17 protein-coding genes are annotated in these 15,179 nt (G+C 66.3%); 5 read left to right on the top strand and 12 right to left on the bottom strand.

All coding sequences use genetic code 11. The features are described 5' to 3' along the window. Positions 1 to 35 precede the first annotated feature (35 nt). The 3 genes from IEV83_RS06375 to IEV83_RS20350 all read right to left on the bottom strand — a co-directional run bounded on the left by IEV83_RS06375 (position 36) and on the right by IEV83_RS20350 (position 2,351). A complete protein-coding gene (locus IEV83_RS06375; protein ID WP_181759380.1) occupies positions 36 to 890 on the bottom strand; it encodes a 23S rRNA (adenine(2030)-N(6))-methyltransferase RlmJ in 855 nt (284 codons plus the stop codon). Then, entirely contained in the window at positions 887 to 1,423 is a 537-nt protein-coding gene (locus IEV83_RS06370) for a GNAT family N-acetyltransferase (protein ID WP_181759379.1), read from the bottom strand. The genes IEV83_RS06375 and IEV83_RS06370 overlap by 4 nt, the downstream gene beginning before the upstream one ends. Positions 1,424 to 1,655: 232 nt before the next feature. Further along, complete coding sequence (locus IEV83_RS20350) at positions 1,656 to 2,351, bottom strand: cold-shock protein (protein ID WP_181759378.1); 696 nt, start codon at positions 2,349 to 2,351, stop codon at positions 1,656 to 1,658. Between the two features lie 480 nt (positions 2,352 to 2,831). Here IEV83_RS20350 and IEV83_RS06360 point away from each other — a divergent pair, with 480 nt between their 5' ends. Continuing rightward, positions 2,832 to 3,491 (top strand): MBL fold metallo-hydrolase, encoded by a 660-nt coding sequence (locus IEV83_RS06360; protein ID WP_209003001.1) that lies wholly within the window; start codon positions 2,832 to 2,834, stop codon positions 3,489 to 3,491. 63 nt (positions 3,492 to 3,554) lie between these two features. Here IEV83_RS06360 and IEV83_RS06355 read toward each other — a convergent pair whose 3' ends face one another. The 9 genes from IEV83_RS06355 to IEV83_RS06320 all read right to left on the bottom strand — a co-directional run bounded on the left by IEV83_RS06355 (position 3,555) and on the right by IEV83_RS06320 (position 10,183). Next, entirely contained in the window at positions 3,555 to 4,571 is a 1,017-nt protein-coding gene (locus IEV83_RS06355) for a DUF1402 family protein (protein ID WP_181759377.1), read from the bottom strand. A 175-nt stretch (positions 4,572 to 4,746) separates the two neighbouring features. Further along, entirely contained in the window at positions 4,747 to 5,877 is a 1,131-nt protein-coding gene (locus IEV83_RS06350) for an anhydro-N-acetylmuramic acid kinase (RefSeq protein WP_181759376.1), read from the bottom strand. A gap of 34 nt (positions 5,878 to 5,911) precedes the next feature. Then, a complete protein-coding gene (locus tag IEV83_RS06345) occupies positions 5,912 to 6,421 on the bottom strand; it encodes a DUF1993 family protein (protein ID WP_181759375.1) in 510 nt (169 codons plus the stop codon). A gap of 377 nt (positions 6,422 to 6,798) precedes the next feature. Further along, complete coding sequence (locus tag IEV83_RS06340; RefSeq protein ID WP_181759374.1) at positions 6,799 to 7,803, bottom strand: acetyltransferase domain-containing protein; 1,005 nt, start codon at positions 7,801 to 7,803, stop codon at positions 6,799 to 6,801. 15 nt (positions 7,804 to 7,818) lie between these two features. Next, on the bottom strand, positions 7,819 to 8,721 hold the full coding sequence (locus IEV83_RS06335) for a DMT family transporter (protein WP_181759373.1): 903 nt from the start codon (positions 8,719 to 8,721) through the stop codon (positions 7,819 to 7,821). Between the two features lie 62 nt (positions 8,722 to 8,783). Beyond that, on the bottom strand, positions 8,784 to 8,918 hold the full coding sequence (locus IEV83_RS20345; protein WP_280513987.1) for a hypothetical protein: 135 nt from the start codon (positions 8,916 to 8,918) through the stop codon (positions 8,784 to 8,786). A 137-nt stretch (positions 8,919 to 9,055) separates the two neighbouring features. Next, positions 9,056 to 9,466 carry a DUF3775 domain-containing protein gene (locus IEV83_RS06330; RefSeq protein ID WP_181759372.1) on the bottom strand — a complete coding sequence of 137 codons (411 nt, stop codon included), beginning with the start codon at positions 9,464 to 9,466 and terminating at the stop codon, positions 9,056 to 9,058. Positions 9,467 to 9,689: 223 nt separating this feature from the next. After that, positions 9,690 to 9,902: a hypothetical protein gene (locus IEV83_RS06325; protein ID WP_181759371.1), complete on the bottom strand. Its 213-nt coding sequence runs from the start codon at positions 9,900 to 9,902 to the stop codon at positions 9,690 to 9,692. After that, positions 9,899 to 10,183 carry a hypothetical protein gene (locus IEV83_RS06320; RefSeq protein WP_181759370.1) on the bottom strand — a complete coding sequence of 95 codons (285 nt, stop codon included), beginning with the start codon at positions 10,181 to 10,183 and terminating at the stop codon, positions 9,899 to 9,901. Before IEV83_RS06320 ends, IEV83_RS06325 begins: the two co-directional genes overlap by 4 nt. A gap of 400 nt (positions 10,184 to 10,583) precedes the next feature. On the opposite strand from IEV83_RS06320, the gene IEV83_RS06315 reads away from it, so the two are divergent. The 4 genes from IEV83_RS06315 (at position 10,584) to IEV83_RS06300 (ending at position 15,120) form a co-directional block, all read left to right on the top strand. Beyond that, the gene (locus IEV83_RS06315; RefSeq protein ID WP_181759369.1) at positions 10,584 to 11,708 is read left to right on the top strand and encodes a PAS domain-containing protein; all 1,125 of its coding nucleotides are present in this window, start codon (positions 10,584 to 10,586) and stop codon (positions 11,706 to 11,708) included. A gap of 225 nt (positions 11,709 to 11,933) precedes the next feature. Continuing rightward, positions 11,934 to 13,340 (top strand): MATE family efflux transporter, encoded by a 1,407-nt coding sequence (locus IEV83_RS06310; protein ID WP_181759368.1) that lies wholly within the window; start codon positions 11,934 to 11,936, stop codon positions 13,338 to 13,340. After that, complete coding sequence (locus IEV83_RS06305) at positions 13,337 to 13,765, top strand: glyoxalase superfamily protein (protein ID WP_181759367.1); 429 nt, start codon at positions 13,337 to 13,339, stop codon at positions 13,763 to 13,765. Before IEV83_RS06310 ends, IEV83_RS06305 begins: the two co-directional genes overlap by 4 nt. A gap of 155 nt (positions 13,766 to 13,920) precedes the next feature. Then, positions 13,921 to 15,120, top strand: a complete 1,200-nt coding sequence (locus IEV83_RS06300; protein WP_181759366.1) for a pyridoxal phosphate-dependent aminotransferase — start codon at positions 13,921 to 13,923, stop codon at positions 15,118 to 15,120. The last annotated feature ends 59 nt before the right edge of the window (positions 15,121 to 15,179 follow it).

Below are 15,179 nucleotides of genomic sequence, written 5' to 3'. Positions count from 1 at the left end.
GCCGGGTCAAGGTTGCCGGCGCCGTCTTTGCCGAACTATTCGTCGGCAAGCGGGATCAACCGCCAGTTTGCATCCGGTCCGCGTGCCAGCGTCTGGGTCAGCCAGGGCAGGGCGCATTCCAGCGAGTTCGCCAGGGTCCAGGGCGGATTGATGGCCAGCAGTCCGCTGCCGCGCATCGGTCCGTTCGGCTCCGGCGAGCCGGCGAACAGCTCCGCAGACAGCATGCGGCCGATGCCGGCCTCGCGCAGGCGGGTGTAGAACCGGTTGACGGTCTTGCGGTCCTTGATCGGAAACCACACCAGATAGACGCCGGTCGGCCAGCGCTTCCAGCCGCGGATCAGCCCATCGGCGAGCGTGTCGAATTCGTCGGTCGCCTCGAATGGCGGGTCGATCAGCACGAGGCCGCGCCGCTCCTTCGGCGGCAGAAAGCCGCGCAGGGCAAGCCAGCCGTCGAGTTCGATCACCTTCACCTGCCGGTCCCCGGCGAAAAGCGCGGCAAGGGTGGCGTGGTCCTCAGGGTGCAGTTCGGTCGCCGTCAACCGGTCCTGCGCGCGCAGCATCATGCGGGCGAGCAGGGGCGAGCCGGGGTAGGTCCGCAGTTCGTCGCCTGCGCCGGCATTGACCGCCAGCACCGTCTCCAGCCAGGGGGCGAGTTCGGTGGCCACAGCCTCCGGAATGTCCGCCGCCAGCACCCGGCCGATGCCGTCGCGCCATTCGCCGGTGCGCTGGGCTTCGTCGCCGGACAGGTCATAGCGGCCGATGCCGGCATGGGTGTCGATGACGCGGAACGCGCCGGGCTTCTTTTTCAGGTACTCGATGACGAGGGCCAGCACCATGTGCTTCAACACATCGCCGATGTTGCCCGCATGAAAGGCGTGGCGATAGTTCACGGCGCGGTTCCTTCCGTGCTGTCCGCGCCGACGGGGCGTGCCAGGTAGACCACCGCCTTGCCGTCGCCGAAGGTCTGGGTGCCGATCTCGCGAAAGCCCAGCCTTGCGTGAAAGCGTAAGGAACCGGGGTTGGCCGGCTCGGTGTTGACCTCGCAGGCAAGGGGCAGGTCACGCTGCGACGGGGTGTCGGCAAGGCGGCCGATCAGGGTTTCATAGAGCGCCTGGCCAAGGGCGCGTCCGCGCGCATTCGGGTCAAGGGCGATGCGGTCGACATAGAAGAAGCGGGGATAGCGCTGCTTCAGCCACAGGAAGTTGGGGCTGTCATAATCGGCGGTCTCGTCGAGGCAGACCAGCAGCCCGGCCGGCCCCTCCGGTCCGAGTGCCACCAGGGTGGTCAGGCTGGTGGCGACAAGGGCGCGTAGCCGGTCGAGGGTCACGCTGCCGACATTCGGAACGCTGGCCTGGTTGATCCGGTGAAGGGCGTCGAGATCCGTCGGTTCGAACGGGCGGATGACGGGCGCTGCGGTGGTCATGGGCGGTCTGGCCTGAGGGTCGGGCGACAAGGGCGCGTGTGTGGGAAAGGGCATCTTCCGGCAGGCGCTTGCCCGCACCAACAGGCCCTGCGGCGGCGTGGGCACGTCCGCAAGGCCTCTTGTGTCATTGCCGGATTTGTCGTTGCCGGGTTCGTAAAAACGGTCAGGCCCCCACGGTGCCTTGCCGCTGCTGCGACAGGTGCGCGGGGGCCTGGTATTTTCGGACCTCAGGTCAGCGCTCGCCGCCGTCCTCGATCTTCAGCTCGACGGCCTTCGGTCCCTTGCCGTGCCGGTCTGGCTCGGTCTCGAAGGTCACCCGCTGGTCGCTTTCCAGCGTGGTCAGCCCGGACCGCTCGACCGCCGAGATGTGCACGAACACATCCGGCTCGCCGCTGTCGGGCATGATGAAGCCGAAACCCTTGTCCGCCTTGAAGAACTTGACCGTACCTCCCTGGCGCGGGCCACGTTCGACCGCAGGCGGGGGACCGCGCCGGGGGCCGCGATCGGCAAAGCCGCCACCGCCACCGCGTGGACCGCCGTCGCCACCGCCGCGTGGGCCGCCATAGCCGCCACCGCGTGGGCCGCCGTCGCCGCCATCGCGCTGGCCGCCATAGCCGCCGCGCTGGCCGCCATAACCGCCACCGCCCGGGCCACGCCGGCCTTCGCCGCCGCGATCACCGCCACCAAAGGGACGAGGGCCGCGACCACCCGTTGCCGGGCGTCCCTCCGTGGGGAAGGCGCCGTCCGGAATCGGCGGCTGCTCGGCCCAGCCTGCATCACTGAACGCATCCCGGCGTCCGCCACGCTCCGGCTTGTTGCGCTTGCCGTGATTGGAGCCGCCGCCAAAGTCGTCGTAATCGTCACCAAAGTCCTTCGAACCGCCGCGCCGTTTGCCCTGCCGACGATTGTCCGAACGCCAGTCATTCATATCAAAATCACCTTGTTTGAGCCTGCTGGTCCGGTAGGCTCGCTGTTCAATCTCATGGCCTGCTGCAAGGTTCCACCACCACGAACATTGCAACGCCTGGTTTTGTTTGCGGTCGACGCCCACTGTTCGCGACCGGAGTTTCTGCCACTGACCATACTATTCGCCGAGACGTACAACCCCATTTCGTCCGGTACACAGGAAATCGTTCCGGAGCCGCCAACCGCGCGCGTATCATATGGTCGGAACCGGCTTCCGGGCAAGAAAAACCGAGAGAAACCATGTGCCGATTGTCGGCTCCGCTACGGGATGCCCGGCGGGTCCGCTGAGTATCCGCCAATTTGCGGAGGAGCAAACGAGGCGTTGCGCGCTGGCGGTTGTCACCTTGTGGCGGACTGGGTAAGACGCTTTTGCGGTCGTGCCGACACGGTTGCAATCGACGGGCGGCGTTTGCGCGCCCGCACCAGCCAAGGGGAGATTCACATGTCCGACACAGCCGCAACCGAGCCGCCGATCCAGGTGGTCGTGATTCCCGTCACCGCGTTCCAGCAGAACTGCTCGCTGGTGTTCGACCGGGACAGCAAGGCGGGCGCGGTGATCGATCCGGGCGGCGACGTGGAGCGGATCCTTCAGGCGATTGCGGAGCACGGGGTGGCGGTCGAGAAGATCGTCCTGACCCACGGGCATATCGATCACATCGGCGGCGCCGCGGATCTGGCCGAGCGGCTCGGCGTTCCGGTTGTCGGGCCGCATCGGGCGGACCAGATGCTGATCGATCAAGTCGAGGCGCAGGCGCGCCAGTTCGGCGTGGAGGGGGTACGTGCGGTGACGCCGGATCAGTGGCTCGACGAAGGGGACGATCTGTCGATTGCCGGGCGTGCGTTTCAGGTGCTGCATTGCCCGGGACATGCGCCGGGGCATCTCGTCTATTTCGATCCGGAGCTGAAGTTTGCCCTGTCCGGCGATGTGCTGTTTGCCGGATCGGTGGGACGGACCGACCTGCCGGGTGGGGATCATGACACCTTGATCCGCTCGATCCGTGAAAAGCTCTTGCCGCTCGGCGACGATGTCACCTTCCTGCCGGGCCATGGTCCGGCCTCCAGCCTCGGTCACGAGCGCAAGACCAACCCGTTCCTGCGGTAACCTGCCGAACGCACTCTGTCGGCGGCCTGCGGTATGCCCCGCCGGCCGCCGGCGCGGCGTTCCTCAGAGCAGGCTCCTGAGCACATCGAGGCGGGAATTGACCAGCCAGCCGTAGTAGTTTTCCGAGGGCCAGCGGGCCTTGCCGGCGGCCTTGCGGCGGCGGTACTGGCTGGCGCGCGCCCAGGGGTTGCCGAGATTGTAGAGCGTCGCGGTCAATCCCGGATTGCCGGAGATGTCGACGCCGCCCACGGAACGGTAGGCGTCGATTGAGTCGCGCAGCACGGCAGCCATGTAGTGCAGCGATTTGTTCGGGTCCATCGCCGCGCGGTAGATCGCCTGGGCATCGCGGGCCGTCAGCTTGCTGAAGCCGCTGGTGCTGGCGACCGCATCGCTCATCTTCAGCACGGTGAGGGGCGAGAGCTGACCGAGACCAAAGCTCTGGCCGGCAAACAGCGGCTGGAAGAATGCCTCGTTGAAATTCTTGTTGGGAAAGCGCGTGCCGTCGACGGTCTTGCCGCGAAAGCGTGACTGCCAGTAGCGCTGGTAGCAGCTCCACAGGGTGTTGCTGTCCTTCTTGCCCTTGTTGCAGCGGTCGAACTGCGGACGCTTGACGAAATCGAGCACATGCTCGCCGCCCAGCGAAAATTCGATCCGCACGCCGGTATAGGCCAGTGCCTTCATGTAATAGGACTGGGCGCTGTCGAGGCTGTCGTAATTGTAGGTGTGCTCGCCGACGATGGCCCCGAGCATGTGAACCGGGTCGATCTTGTAGCGCTTGGACACCTTCTTGATGTTGCGGATCAGGCTGGTGTCCCGACGCAGCACCGCGACGACGCGATCGAACTTGGCGTCATAGCTGGATTTGCCGGCCGCCGTGCGGCGGGCCGAGGCATAGGGGATCTTCGGTTGTTTCTTGTTTCGGTTTCCCGCCGGAACGGCGGTGGCCGCCTGGGCCGCTTCCACGCCCACGAGCGGCAGGGTGCCGGCCGGCAAGGCACAGGCGGTGGAAATCGCCAGACAGGTCAGGGCGGTCCGGGGTGCCGCGCGCCAACGTGAAACAAGGGAAACGAAGAAGGCCATCCAAGGCTCCTGCCAATTTTCTAAAGCAGATACACATTCTTTCCGTGGCGGGGCAAGTCCCGCGAGGGGGACTTGGCCGCTTTGGAAGGTTTGACGCCCATGCTTCGCGGCGAAATTCGTGGCGTTGATTTGCCGGCCAAAGAAAACGCACGGGACGTTGAAGACATTGCGCCGGTCAGGCGGCGGAGCGGGTCGGGTGCAGCCGGCCTCCGGGCAAGGGCCGGGCAACGCCAGTGGTCAGCGGAAAGCTGATCGGTAATTCGCGCAGGCTGCGCATCGCCAGAAAGGCGAAGCACTCCGCCTCGATGGCGTCGCCGCGCCAGCCGACCTCCTCGGCCGGGATCGCGCGCACCCCGGCGCGCTTGCCGATGGCGCGCATCAGCTCCGGATTGCGGCGCCCGCCGCCGCAGACGATCAGCCGGTTCGGGCGCCGGGGCAGAAGATCGAGCGCCCGTCCGACGGCGGCGGCGGAAAAGGCGGTCAGGGTGGCGGCGCCGTCGGCGGCGCCCAGCCCGTCGGCCATGGCGTGGCGGAAGTCGTTCCGGTCGAGCGACTTGGGATAGGGGGCGCTGAGATAGGGATGGGTCAGCAGCTCGGCGAGCCGCGCCTCGTCGACGGTGCCGGAGGCGGCAATCAGCCCGTCCCGGTCCATGTCGCCGAGCCCGTGGCGCACCACCCAGTCGTTGATCGGGGCATTCGCCGGTCCGGTGTCGAAGGCGACCAGGGTGCCATTGCCGTCGCACCAGGTGATGTTGGCCACGCCGCCGAGATTGAGCACGGCGGTGTCGCCATCGGCCTCGCTCCGGCGCAGCAGGGCGGCGTGATAGACCGCCGACAGCGGCGCGCCCTGTCCGCCCGCGGCCATGTCGTCGTCGCGGAAGCGGTTGACCACCGGAATGCCCAGATGGCGTGCCATGGCGGCGCCGTCGCCCAGTTGCCGGGTCTGGCCGGGGCACCCGGGAGCGGGCGCGCGGTGCAGCACCGTCTGTCCGTGGAACCCGATGGCGGCGATATCGGCGGGGCGGATGCCCTCCCGCTCAAAGAAGGCGGCGACCGCTTCCGATTGCGCCAGGGTCAGGGCCTGTTCCGCCTCGGCGAAGATCGCCGGATCGGGACCATCGAAGGCCCATTTTCCGGCCTCGCGCAGGGTCTCGATCAAGAGGGCGCGCAGCTCCGCAGGGTAGGGGGCAAGGGTCCAGGGGCCGAACTCGGCGATGGTCTCGCCGTCGGTGCGGATCATGGCGATATCGATCTGACCGTCGAGGACCGTTCCGGTCATCAATCCGATCGCCCAACCAGGCTGCATGTCAGGTCTCCTCAAGAAGCGATGGGGTTCGCGCTCAGTTCCGCGCGAAGAAATCGAGCTTGCCGACATCGACGCCGTGCAGGCGCAGGATCGAATAGGCGGCGGTGGCGTGAAACAGGAAATTCGGCATGGTGAACTTGGCAATCAGGGTGGCGCCGCTGGAAAACCGGCGGGTTTCGTTGTTGGCGCCAAGGGTGACCGGCCGGTCTGCGGCCGCGTCGATCGCCGCCGTGTCGGCGGCGGCGAGATAGGCAAGCGTGCGCTCGATGCGCGCATGCAGATCGGCGACGCTGGCCGCGCCGAAGCCCCAGGCGGGCAACGCGCTGTCCTGCAGCCGGGCGATGCCGCGCACCGCATAGTCGCAGGCCACCTCCACCTGGCGGGCATAGTCATACATGTCCGGTGCCAGACGCATGGGCAGAAACAGCGCTGGATCGAACCCGGCGTGGGCGGCATGGGCCTCGGCCTTCCTCAGGCACTGGCCCATCCCGGTGACATGGCGGGTGAACACGGGCAGGGTGGTCAGGGACAGGGCAATGGTCACGATCGGTCTCTCTCCTGGCCGGCCCACGCGCACGGCGTTGGTCAGGGCGTTTGTCGGTGTGACGGGTATCCGCGAGCGGGGAAGGTGCCGGACAAGAATTCAAGGTCGGCAGAACCTGCCCCAGTCTAGCGGTTTCCTGCCGGGCGTGTCGATGCCGATGGGCGCATGGCAGTGCGCATTTCAGCAGTCGTGGCTATAGGTGAAGACCAGCGTGTCCGTGGTGCGCTTGCCGGTCGGCCATCAGCCGTTGCCGCTTGTTGGATGTGGTCATGGTCAGCCCCCTGCCGGTCTCGATCTGGCTGCACGATAGCGCAACTTGCCGTCGCAGGACTGTGATGCCGGTCACGCGATGTCACGTCCTGCCATGAAAGGGCGTTTCACGGCGTGCGGGCCAGTTCATCCCGGTGGCAAATGCCGAAACGGGCCTGCATCTCACGGGTCAGGGCCGGGTCGGTGGGCGATTGCAGCAGTGCGGTCCAGGTGCCGTCGCTGCGCAGCGCTTCCAGGGTACAGGCGCAGATACGCTGGCAGGCGGCTTCCTCCAGAGTGAAGGTGCAGGAGAGCTCGCATTCTTCGACGAAGTCCCGGGCGGTGCGGTCCGGCGTCAGGCCGGTTGCGACGACCAGCCAGACCGAGGCGTAGAGCACCGGCTGATGCACGAGATAAACGATGAGCGAATGCCGCCCGGCGAAGGCCGCCAGCCGGGACCAGCGGGCGTGTGTCTGCCAGCGGCCCAGATTGTCGATCAGGGTCGGGCGGGCAAGCGCAAGGCGCGCGGCGACGATCCCGAGAAGCACCGGCGCAAGCCAGGGCAGCAGCGGTACGTAATCGACGGCGGCGGGCGGCGAGCGGGTCAGGCCGGTCCACAGCAGCCAGGGGCTGTCGCCCAAAACGCCCGGCAGCAGTCGGGGGAGGGCGGCGGCGAATGCGGCAGCGCCTAGGGTGACCGGCACGGGCAGGCGGACGAAGGGCAGCGCGATCAGCGAGCTGGCGGCGATGGCGTGCAGAATGCCGAAGCGGACATATTGATCGCCAAGGGCCAGATGGGTTGCAAGGGAGATCGCTGCCGCCGCGAGGGCGATGCGGGCCAGGCGGATCATGGCCTTGCGCCACTGGATCTTGCGCCGATGCGCGAGCACCAACCCGACGCCGACCAGAAACAGGAAGCTGCCGGCGATCAGCGCTGCGAACAGGCGCCAGCCGGTGCCGGAGGAAACCGGCCAGTCGACCAGCCGGAACCAGGATAGATCCCAGGACAGGTGATAGACCGCCATCGTCAGCAGGGCGAGCCCGCGCGCGACATCGAGAAGGTCCAGCCGGGGCGTCGCGGCTGACTTGCTCTCGGGGACCGACTGGTCGGCGGAATGGAGTGTCAGCCTCATTTATGAGTCCAGACCCTAGCTGCCGAACCGCAGGCGCAGGCGGCGCCAGCCGAGCAGCGGCACGAGTTGCACCGCCAGAATGGCGAGGAAAATCAGGGCGCAGCCGACCAACCCAAGTGGCGACAGGCGCTCGCCCAGGACGATGGCACCGAACAGGGCGGCGAACAAGGCCTCGGAGGACAGCAGGATGGCCGCGTCGCCGGCACGGGTCCAGCGCTGGCCGATGGCCTGCAGGGTGAAGGCGAGGCCGCCGGAAATCACACTGGTGTAGAAGAGCTCAAGGCCGGCCGCCTGAATGCCCTGCCAACTCACCTCTTCGATCGCGAAGCCGGCGACCAGCGCCAGGACCGCGACGACCGAAAATTGCCAGACCGACAGCGCCAGCGGGCGGCCGGAGGTGGACGCGACACGGCCCAGCAGGCCGACGTGGATGGCCCAGAACACGGCGCAGACAATCATCAGCCCGTCGCCGTAGTTCAGCGCCGAGAGCGAGCCGCCGCCCAGCAGCCAAATGCCGCCAAGGGTGACCGGCGAGGCCGGCCAGACCACCGGGTGTGGGTGTTCGCGAAAGACGAGCAGACCGAGGATCGGCGTCAGCACCACATAGACGCCGGTCAGGAAGCCGGCATTGGTGACGGTGGTGACGACGAGGCCGGCCTGCTGCAGGCTGATGGCGAAAAAGAACACCACACCGATCAGGGTGAACTGCAGCATGTGGCCGCGCGCCAGTGGTCGGGCCGTTGGTTGCCGTCCCTCGCGATAGGCAAAGGGCAGGACGACGGCGGCGGCGATGAGAAAGCGCAGGCCGGTGAAGGTGAGGGGACCGAGGTCCTGCATCGCCGTCGATTGGGCGACGAAGGCGGATCCCCAGATCAGGGCGGCCAGCAGCAGAAGGGTATTGGCGAGAAGTCGGCTCATTCTGTCCCGCTATCGGAAGTTTTTCGTCGCAGCAAGCGGGAAAAGCCGGTCAGGGCGAAGGATCAGCCGTTGGGAAACGCAAAGCAGAGCGCCAGCAGCAGGGCGGAGGCGGTCAGAGTGACCCGAAAGGCGAAGGGCCAGGGGGAGATGCGCTCGATTGAAAACCCGTCTGACTCGGTTCGGTTCGTCATGCTCATGCGCTCGTCTCCGTCGCGACAATCGAACCCTGAAATTTAGGCTTTATGGTTAACAAAAAGTAAACCGGCGCGCCCTGGGCGTCGCCGGTTATCCAAAGGTTTCGCCGCGAATGGGCGGAATGCTGGCGTTTTTGCCCTCAGACGTCGAGTGCGTCGAGCCCGGCTTCCAGATGGTCGGCGAAGAGCGGCATGCCGATCAGATAGGTCGCGGTGGAGCCGACGGCCCGCTCGCGCGCCTGCTCGACGGCCTGCTCGAAGTCGGATTGATCGTAGTCGCCGCGCCCGATCCAGACGATGGCGACAAGCTCGGCGGCCTCATCGACGTTGAGGTCCTCGATCAGCTCACGCAGTTCCTCGCCGGAGAGATCTTCGCTTTCCTCTTCCGCAAGGCCGTCATGGGCATGACTGTCCTCAAGCGTGTCGACGTCGAACTCGACCTCGTGGTCCCGTCCATCCTCAAACCCGTCATTGTCGCTGGACGCAGCCGCGCGGGCTTTTTGCACGAACATGCGCATCGTGTCTGGGGACAGGGATAAATCGACCGGCATGGTCTGGCTCTCCACCTCGAATGGCGCGGCAATCCATCGTTGCGCGTTGATCTGGACCGCGCGGCACAGGAAACCGCTGGCGCGCGGGACGAGAGGAATTTGTCCATCCGTCCGCCTGCTTATCGCGGCTTTTTCGAGGAACTGCAAGACCGGCCTGCCCGGCGGCGGCGGCGACGCCGGGCCGGGCACAGGGTGGCATGAGTGGAGATCGTGGCCGATAGGCTTACTTCTCAGGCGAAGGGGTATGGACGATCTGTTGGCTGGGCGCGTCCGTCTCGATGCTCTTCAGCGATGCGGCCAGGGGGCCGCCAAACAGGGTCAGTGCGCCGGCGAACAGGAGGCCAATGGCCACGGCGAGGCCGAGCAGGGCGGCCGCGTCGCGGTCGCTGGGCATCTCACGGCCGGCGACGCCGGCCAGTTGCTGGATCAGTTTCATTGCGGGGCATCTCCGTTCAGTCGGCGTGCCGCCTCGATGCGGGCGCGCATCCCGGCCTGGAAGTTGCGCGACATCTGTCCGGCCAGAATCGTCAGGACGACCAGCATGGCGCCGAAGGTGAGGCTCAGGAGACCGATGGTCCAGTCGTCGGCGACGCTGGTTCCGGCGGCTCGGGCGCTGGAGGCGAACAGCGCCGGCGGCACCGCGCCGATCAGGGCCAGGCCGATCGCGCGGACGATCTGCCGGCGGGGTGTCTGCTTCGATGAAGTCCGGATACGCATGGCAATCTTCCCGGTTTCAGTTCGTTGCGATGAGATCAGACTGACGGGGGAAAGGGGCCGGTGCGGGCCGGCTTTCGGGCGCTTCCGGTGTCATTTCGCGGCACTTTCAAGGCGAGCGGGGAGAGTGCGCTCCCTTTTGCCGCGTGAATTGCGGCGTGCGCATTTACCGAGTTTTCAGGAGCGCTTTGGCATATTAAACGTAAGGTCCTGTGCCGGATTGTGCCTTCAGGGCAAGGCGCGACAGACAGGACGAGGGTCACGTCTTCACGCTCGGGAAGCGCCGGTGAAAGTGACAGTGTTCCATCCAGGGATGCCGATCGGTCCAGGACCTTGATCGGGGCGGATGGCTTGAGACATGGCGGGGCACTGGCGTGCCGTCGCCGCAATATGGATGTTTGGCATGGGCGCAGCGGACCGGGATGATCAGCTTCCCGCACGGCAGGATTTGATGCAGGAGGGCGGCACCGCCCTGGTCCCGACTGCCGTGGGCGGCGAGCCTGCCCTGTCGCTGGCCGGCCTGTCGTTCTTCATGGTCGATATCCAGGCAAAGCGCATTGTCTGGCTTGAGTCTCCGGTGCTGGATTTTGCCGAAACGGCGGGGCTGAACGAGGCGCCTTTGTCCAACGCCTTGCGCCATCTGGCGCAGAACGATCAGCGGCAGATCCTGTCGCTGGTGCAGCAGGCCGTCAGGAGCGGCAAGGCGGGGCCGGCGGAACTGGGCGGCGGGGAGCCCGGCAATGGCCTGTCGCTGCTTGCCTCGCGCTATCAGGCGGAAGGGGGGCGCACCTTCGTCACCGTGGTTGCCTGTCCCGATGGCGAGGAGGACGCGGGCGGCACCGCCGTGCGCGGCGTCGCGCCGCTGATCCGCCATCTGGTGGAAGGCTCCGAGAAGGCGGTTCTGGTGGTCGACAGCTTCGGCTACCTGCGCTACGCCAACGAGGCGCTGTTCGATCTGTTTCACATTGCCGATCCCACCCTGTGCATCGGCCGCAACGTGGCGCATATTCCAAACCGTGTCGGCAAGACGCTGACGTCGGTGCTGCTGACGACGCTTGCCCGGCGCGCACCCATGGAGGCCAAGAAGCGCTTCTTCCTCGCCAGCGGCGATTCCATGACGCTGACCTACGAGATGATGCCGTTCAAGGTCTCCGCCGGGCTGGGCGGCGTGGTGTTCACGGCGGAGAAGGTCAACGACTGTTCGGTCGATTACCAGCAATTGTTCAACGCGGTGCACGCGCCGCTGCTGGTCGTCGATCTCAAGACCCGAATGCTGGTCTCGGCCAATGCGGCGGCCCGCAAGACCTTCGCCATCACCGAGCAGCTGATGGAATCGGCACCGATCACCGAGACCATGCTGCATCCCCGGACCTTCATGTCGCTGATCGACCATGCGCGCAAGGAGGGGGCGACGCCCTTTCAGGCGACCGTCAGCGGTTTCGATGGGGTGTCGCGCAGCAAGCGCCTGCGCGCCACGCTGATCGATTCGGGCAACGGGCGGCATCTGATGATCGAGAGCAAGCATTGACGGGAACGCCGCTTCGCGTTATCTGCGGTTGAGGCTGCGGACGCCCGCCACCCGCTGACATGTTGTCCCGGTGAAGTTCCGTATCAGAGTGTCCATGTGATCCTCCACGCATGTCGCGCGGATGGCAATGCGGGTTCCCGTCCTTGTCTTGCGCGATTTTTGCACGAGGAGTACGGGACCTTGCCTGATGCCCCCACCTCCGGCGCGCCCGCGCCAGATGGTTCAATGTCCGACGCCGTCGCGTCCGGGCCTCCCACCAACATGTTTCTCGATGGGCCGCTCGGCTCCATCTACGCCAGGACCGCGCTGCCGATCATCTTCGTGATGGGGATGAACGGGTTGCTTGCCGTCGCCGATGCCCTGTTCCTCGGGCACTATGTCGGCCCGCAGGCGCTGGCGGCGGTCACCTTGATGTTTCCGATCTACATGCTGATCGTGGCGCTCTCGACCCTGGTGTCGAGCGGCATGTCCAGCCTGCTGGCCCGGCACCTCGGCGGCCGGCGTCTGACCGAAGCGCGCATGGTCTTCGCCGGCGCCCATGGTCTGGCGCTGGTGATCGCGGCGGTGCTGATTCTGCTGTTTGCCGGCTTCGGCCGTCAGCTCACCGAGCTGGCCGCCGGCGGGTCGCCGGAGCTGGCGCGGATGGGGCTGATCTATCTGCGGATCACGGTGCTGTTTTCGCCGCTGCTCTTCGTCCTCTCCGTCAATTCCGACACGTTGCGCAATGAGGGGCGGGTCGGTTTCATGGCGGCGATGAGCCTTCTGGTTTCGCTGGCGAACATCGGCTTCAACTATGTGCTGATCGCGCTGCTTGAGTTGGGCGTCGCCGGATCGGCCTATGGCACGGCCATGGCGCAGGCGCTGGCCTTCGCCATCATTCTGGCCTTCCGGTTTCGCGGGAGAACGGCCCTTCGCCCGAGCGCGCTCCTTCAGCATGGCGTGTTTCACGGCTGGGGGCGCATTCTGGCGCTCGGAGCGCCGCAGAGCCTGAACTTCATCGGCCTGGCGCTGGGCTCCGCGGCCATCATGATGGCGCTGCAGATCCTTACCAGTCCCGGCTATGCGGAGACGGTCTCGGCCTATGGCATCATCACGCGGGTCATGACCTTTGCCTTCCTGCCGCTGCTTGGCCTGTCCCATGCGATGCAGACGATCACCGGCAACAATTTCGGTGCGCGGCAATGGCGACGCTCGGACAACAGCCTGAAGCTCGCGGTGAGCATCGCCTTTGCCTATTGCGCGGCGCTGCAAGTCATCATGACGCTGTTCGCGCAAGGCATCGGCGGCGCCTTTGTCGATGATCCCGCCGTTGTCGCCGAGGTTGCCCGCATCCTGCCCGTCGTCGTGACCCTGTTTGTTCTCGCCGGCCCGCTGATGATGATCGCCACCTATTTCCAGGCGATTGGCGAGGCCGCCCGCGCTGCCCTTCTCGGTCTGGCCAAGCCGTATCTCTTCGCGATCCCGCTAACGTTCATCCTGTCGGCGCAGTTCGGGGAAATCGGCATCTGGAGCGCCGGGCCGGTCGCCGAGGCTCTGCTGCTGGCGCTTACCTTGCTGGTGCTGACACGCAACGCACGGCGCCACGCGCTCCGCCTGGGGCTGTTTCGGGCAACGGCGGAGGACGCGGCATGAGCGGACAGCTTCCCACCGTCGCCGAGGCGAAGCGGCTGGCCAAACGGCTGCGCGCGCAGCTTGACGCGCAAGGCACGCCGGTCAGCCATGGCAATGCCCTTGAGCTGGTGGCCCATCAACATGGCTTTCGCGATTGGAACGCCTTCCACGCGGCGATGGGCAACCGGCCGCCGGAGAGCTGGTCGCCCGGCGGCCGGGTCGAGGGCAGCTATCTGTCGCAAGCCTTCTCGGCGACCATCGTCGCGGTGGAGATGGTGCGCCCTGGCTGGTTCCGCCTGGTGCTCGATCTGGATGAGGCGGTCGATGTGGTCACCTTCGACAGCTTTTCGAATTTCCGAACGCGAATCCGGGGTGTCGTCGGGCCGGACGGGCATTCGCGCGAGCGGACCTCGGACGGGCTGCCGCAGCTGCGGCTCGACGTCTAACCGTCTGAAGACGGGGGGGCGGAAGATGTCCGGCCCGGCCTGGGGGGCCAAAGGTGGAGGAATTCCCCTTGGGCGGGCGCGATGGCCTTGCATGGATACTGGGCCGGAAGTAGGCTCGCGCGCCTGCACCTCATGTGCCACACCGGGAGAATATCATGGGCTTCATCGCTGACGCGCTGGCGCGCGTCAAACCGTCCGCCACCATTGCCGTTACCAACAAGGCGAGAGAACTCAAGGCCGCTGGCCGCGACGTCATCGGCCTTGGCGCTGGCGAGCCGGATTTCGATACGCCGGAGAACATCAAGGCCGCCGCGATCCAGGCTATCCGCGATGGCAAGACGAAATACACCGCCGTCGACGGCATTCCGGAGCTGAAGGAAGCGATCGTCGGCAAGTTCGCCCGTGAGAACGGTCTGACCTACGCCACCAATCAGGTGACGGTCGGCACTGGCGGCAAGCAGGTGCTCTACAATGCGCTGGTGGCCACGCTCAACGGCGGCGATGAGGTGATCATCCCGACGCCGTACTGGGTCAGCTACCCGGACATGGTGCTGATGGCCGGCGGCGCGCCGGTGATCGTCGAGGCGGATCAGACCACGTTCAAGGTGACGCCCGAGGCCCTGGAAGCGGCGATCACGCCGAAGACCAAGTGGATCATCTTCAACTCGCCGTCGAACCCGTCGGGCGCGGCCTATACCCGGGCGGAACTGGCGGCGATCGCCGAGGTGCTGATGCGGCATCCCCATGTCTGGGTGATGACCGACGACATGTACGAGCATCTCGTCTATGACGATTTCGAGTTCACCACCCTGGCGCAGGTCGAGCCGGGCCTGATGGACCGCACGCTGACGGTCAACGGTGTCTCCAAGGCCTATGCCATGACCGGTTGGCGGATCGGCTATGCCGGCGGCCCGGCCGAACTGATCAAGGCCATGGCCAAGGTGCAGTCCCAGTCGACCTCCAACCCCTGTTCCGTCGCCCAGTGGGCCGCGGTCGAGGCGTTGAACGGTCCGCAGGACTTCATCCCGCGCAACAACGAGGTCTTCAAGGGCCGGCGCGATCTTGTCGTGTCGATGCTCAACCAGGCCGCCGGGCTGACCTGCCCGACGCCGGAGGGCGCGTTCTACGTGTTCCCCTCCTGCGCCGGAGCCATTGGCAAGACCGCGCCGTCCGGCAAGGTGATCGAGACCGACGAGGATTTCGTCACCGAGCTTCTGGAAACGGAAGGCGTGGCGGTGGTGCAGGGCTCGGCCTTTGGCCTTGGCCCGAACTTCCGCATTTCCTACGCGACCTCGACCGAGGCGCTGGAAAACGCCTGCACCCGCATCCAGCGGTTCTGCGGCAACCTGCGCTGATCCGCACGGGTTTTCCGACAAATTGCCAGAATTCGGGGCGGCCTTGGCCGCCCCGTTTT

Source organism: Stappia taiwanensis (assembly GCF_014635285.1).
GTDB lineage: Bacteria > Pseudomonadota > Alphaproteobacteria > Rhizobiales > Stappiaceae > Stappia > Stappia taiwanensis.
Note: the sequence above shows the minus strand (reverse complement) of the source record. Positions and strands in the feature narration are given on the sequence as shown.

Excerpts from the sequence above, each read along its gene's own strand:
- IEV83_RS06370 (WP_181759379.1), bottom strand. The coding sequence starts at position 1,423 with ATGACCACCGCAGCGCCCGTCATCCGCCCGTTCGAACCGACGGATCTC.
- IEV83_RS20350 (WP_181759378.1), bottom strand. The coding sequence starts at position 2,351 with ATGAATGACTGGCGTTCGGACAATCGTCGGCAGGGCAAACGGCGCGGC.
- IEV83_RS06360 (WP_209003001.1), top strand. The coding sequence starts at position 2,832 with ATGTCCGACACAGCCGCAACCGAGCCGCCGATCCAGGTGGTCGTGATT.
- IEV83_RS06355 (WP_181759377.1), bottom strand. The coding sequence starts at position 4,571 with ATGGCCTTCTTCGTTTCCCTTGTTTCACGTTGGCGCGCGGCACCCCGG.
- IEV83_RS06350 (WP_181759376.1), bottom strand. The coding sequence starts at position 5,877 with ATGCAGCCTGGTTGGGCGATCGGATTGATGACCGGAACGGTCCTCGAC.
- IEV83_RS06340 (WP_181759374.1), bottom strand. The coding sequence starts at position 7,803 with ATGAGGCTGACACTCCATTCCGCCGACCAGTCGGTCCCCGAGAGCAAG.
- IEV83_RS06335 (WP_181759373.1), bottom strand. The coding sequence starts at position 8,721 with ATGAGCCGACTTCTCGCCAATACCCTTCTGCTGCTGGCCGCCCTGATC.
- IEV83_RS20345 (WP_280513987.1), bottom strand. The coding sequence starts at position 8,918 with ATGAGCATGACGAACCGAACCGAGTCAGACGGGTTTTCAATCGAGCGC.
- IEV83_RS06330 (WP_181759372.1), bottom strand. The coding sequence starts at position 9,466 with ATGCCGGTCGATTTATCCCTGTCCCCAGACACGATGCGCATGTTCGTG.
- IEV83_RS06325 (WP_181759371.1), bottom strand. The coding sequence starts at position 9,902 with ATGAAACTGATCCAGCAACTGGCCGGCGTCGCCGGCCGTGAGATGCCC.
- IEV83_RS06320 (WP_181759370.1), bottom strand. The coding sequence starts at position 10,183 with ATGCGTATCCGGACTTCATCGAAGCAGACACCCCGCCGGCAGATCGTC.
- IEV83_RS06315 (WP_181759369.1), top strand. The coding sequence starts at position 10,584 with ATGGGCGCAGCGGACCGGGATGATCAGCTTCCCGCACGGCAGGATTTG.
- IEV83_RS06310 (WP_181759368.1), top strand. The coding sequence starts at position 11,934 with ATGTCCGACGCCGTCGCGTCCGGGCCTCCCACCAACATGTTTCTCGAT.
- IEV83_RS06305 (WP_181759367.1), top strand. The coding sequence starts at position 13,337 with ATGAGCGGACAGCTTCCCACCGTCGCCGAGGCGAAGCGGCTGGCCAAA.
- IEV83_RS06300 (WP_181759366.1), top strand. The coding sequence starts at position 13,921 with ATGGGCTTCATCGCTGACGCGCTGGCGCGCGTCAAACCGTCCGCCACC.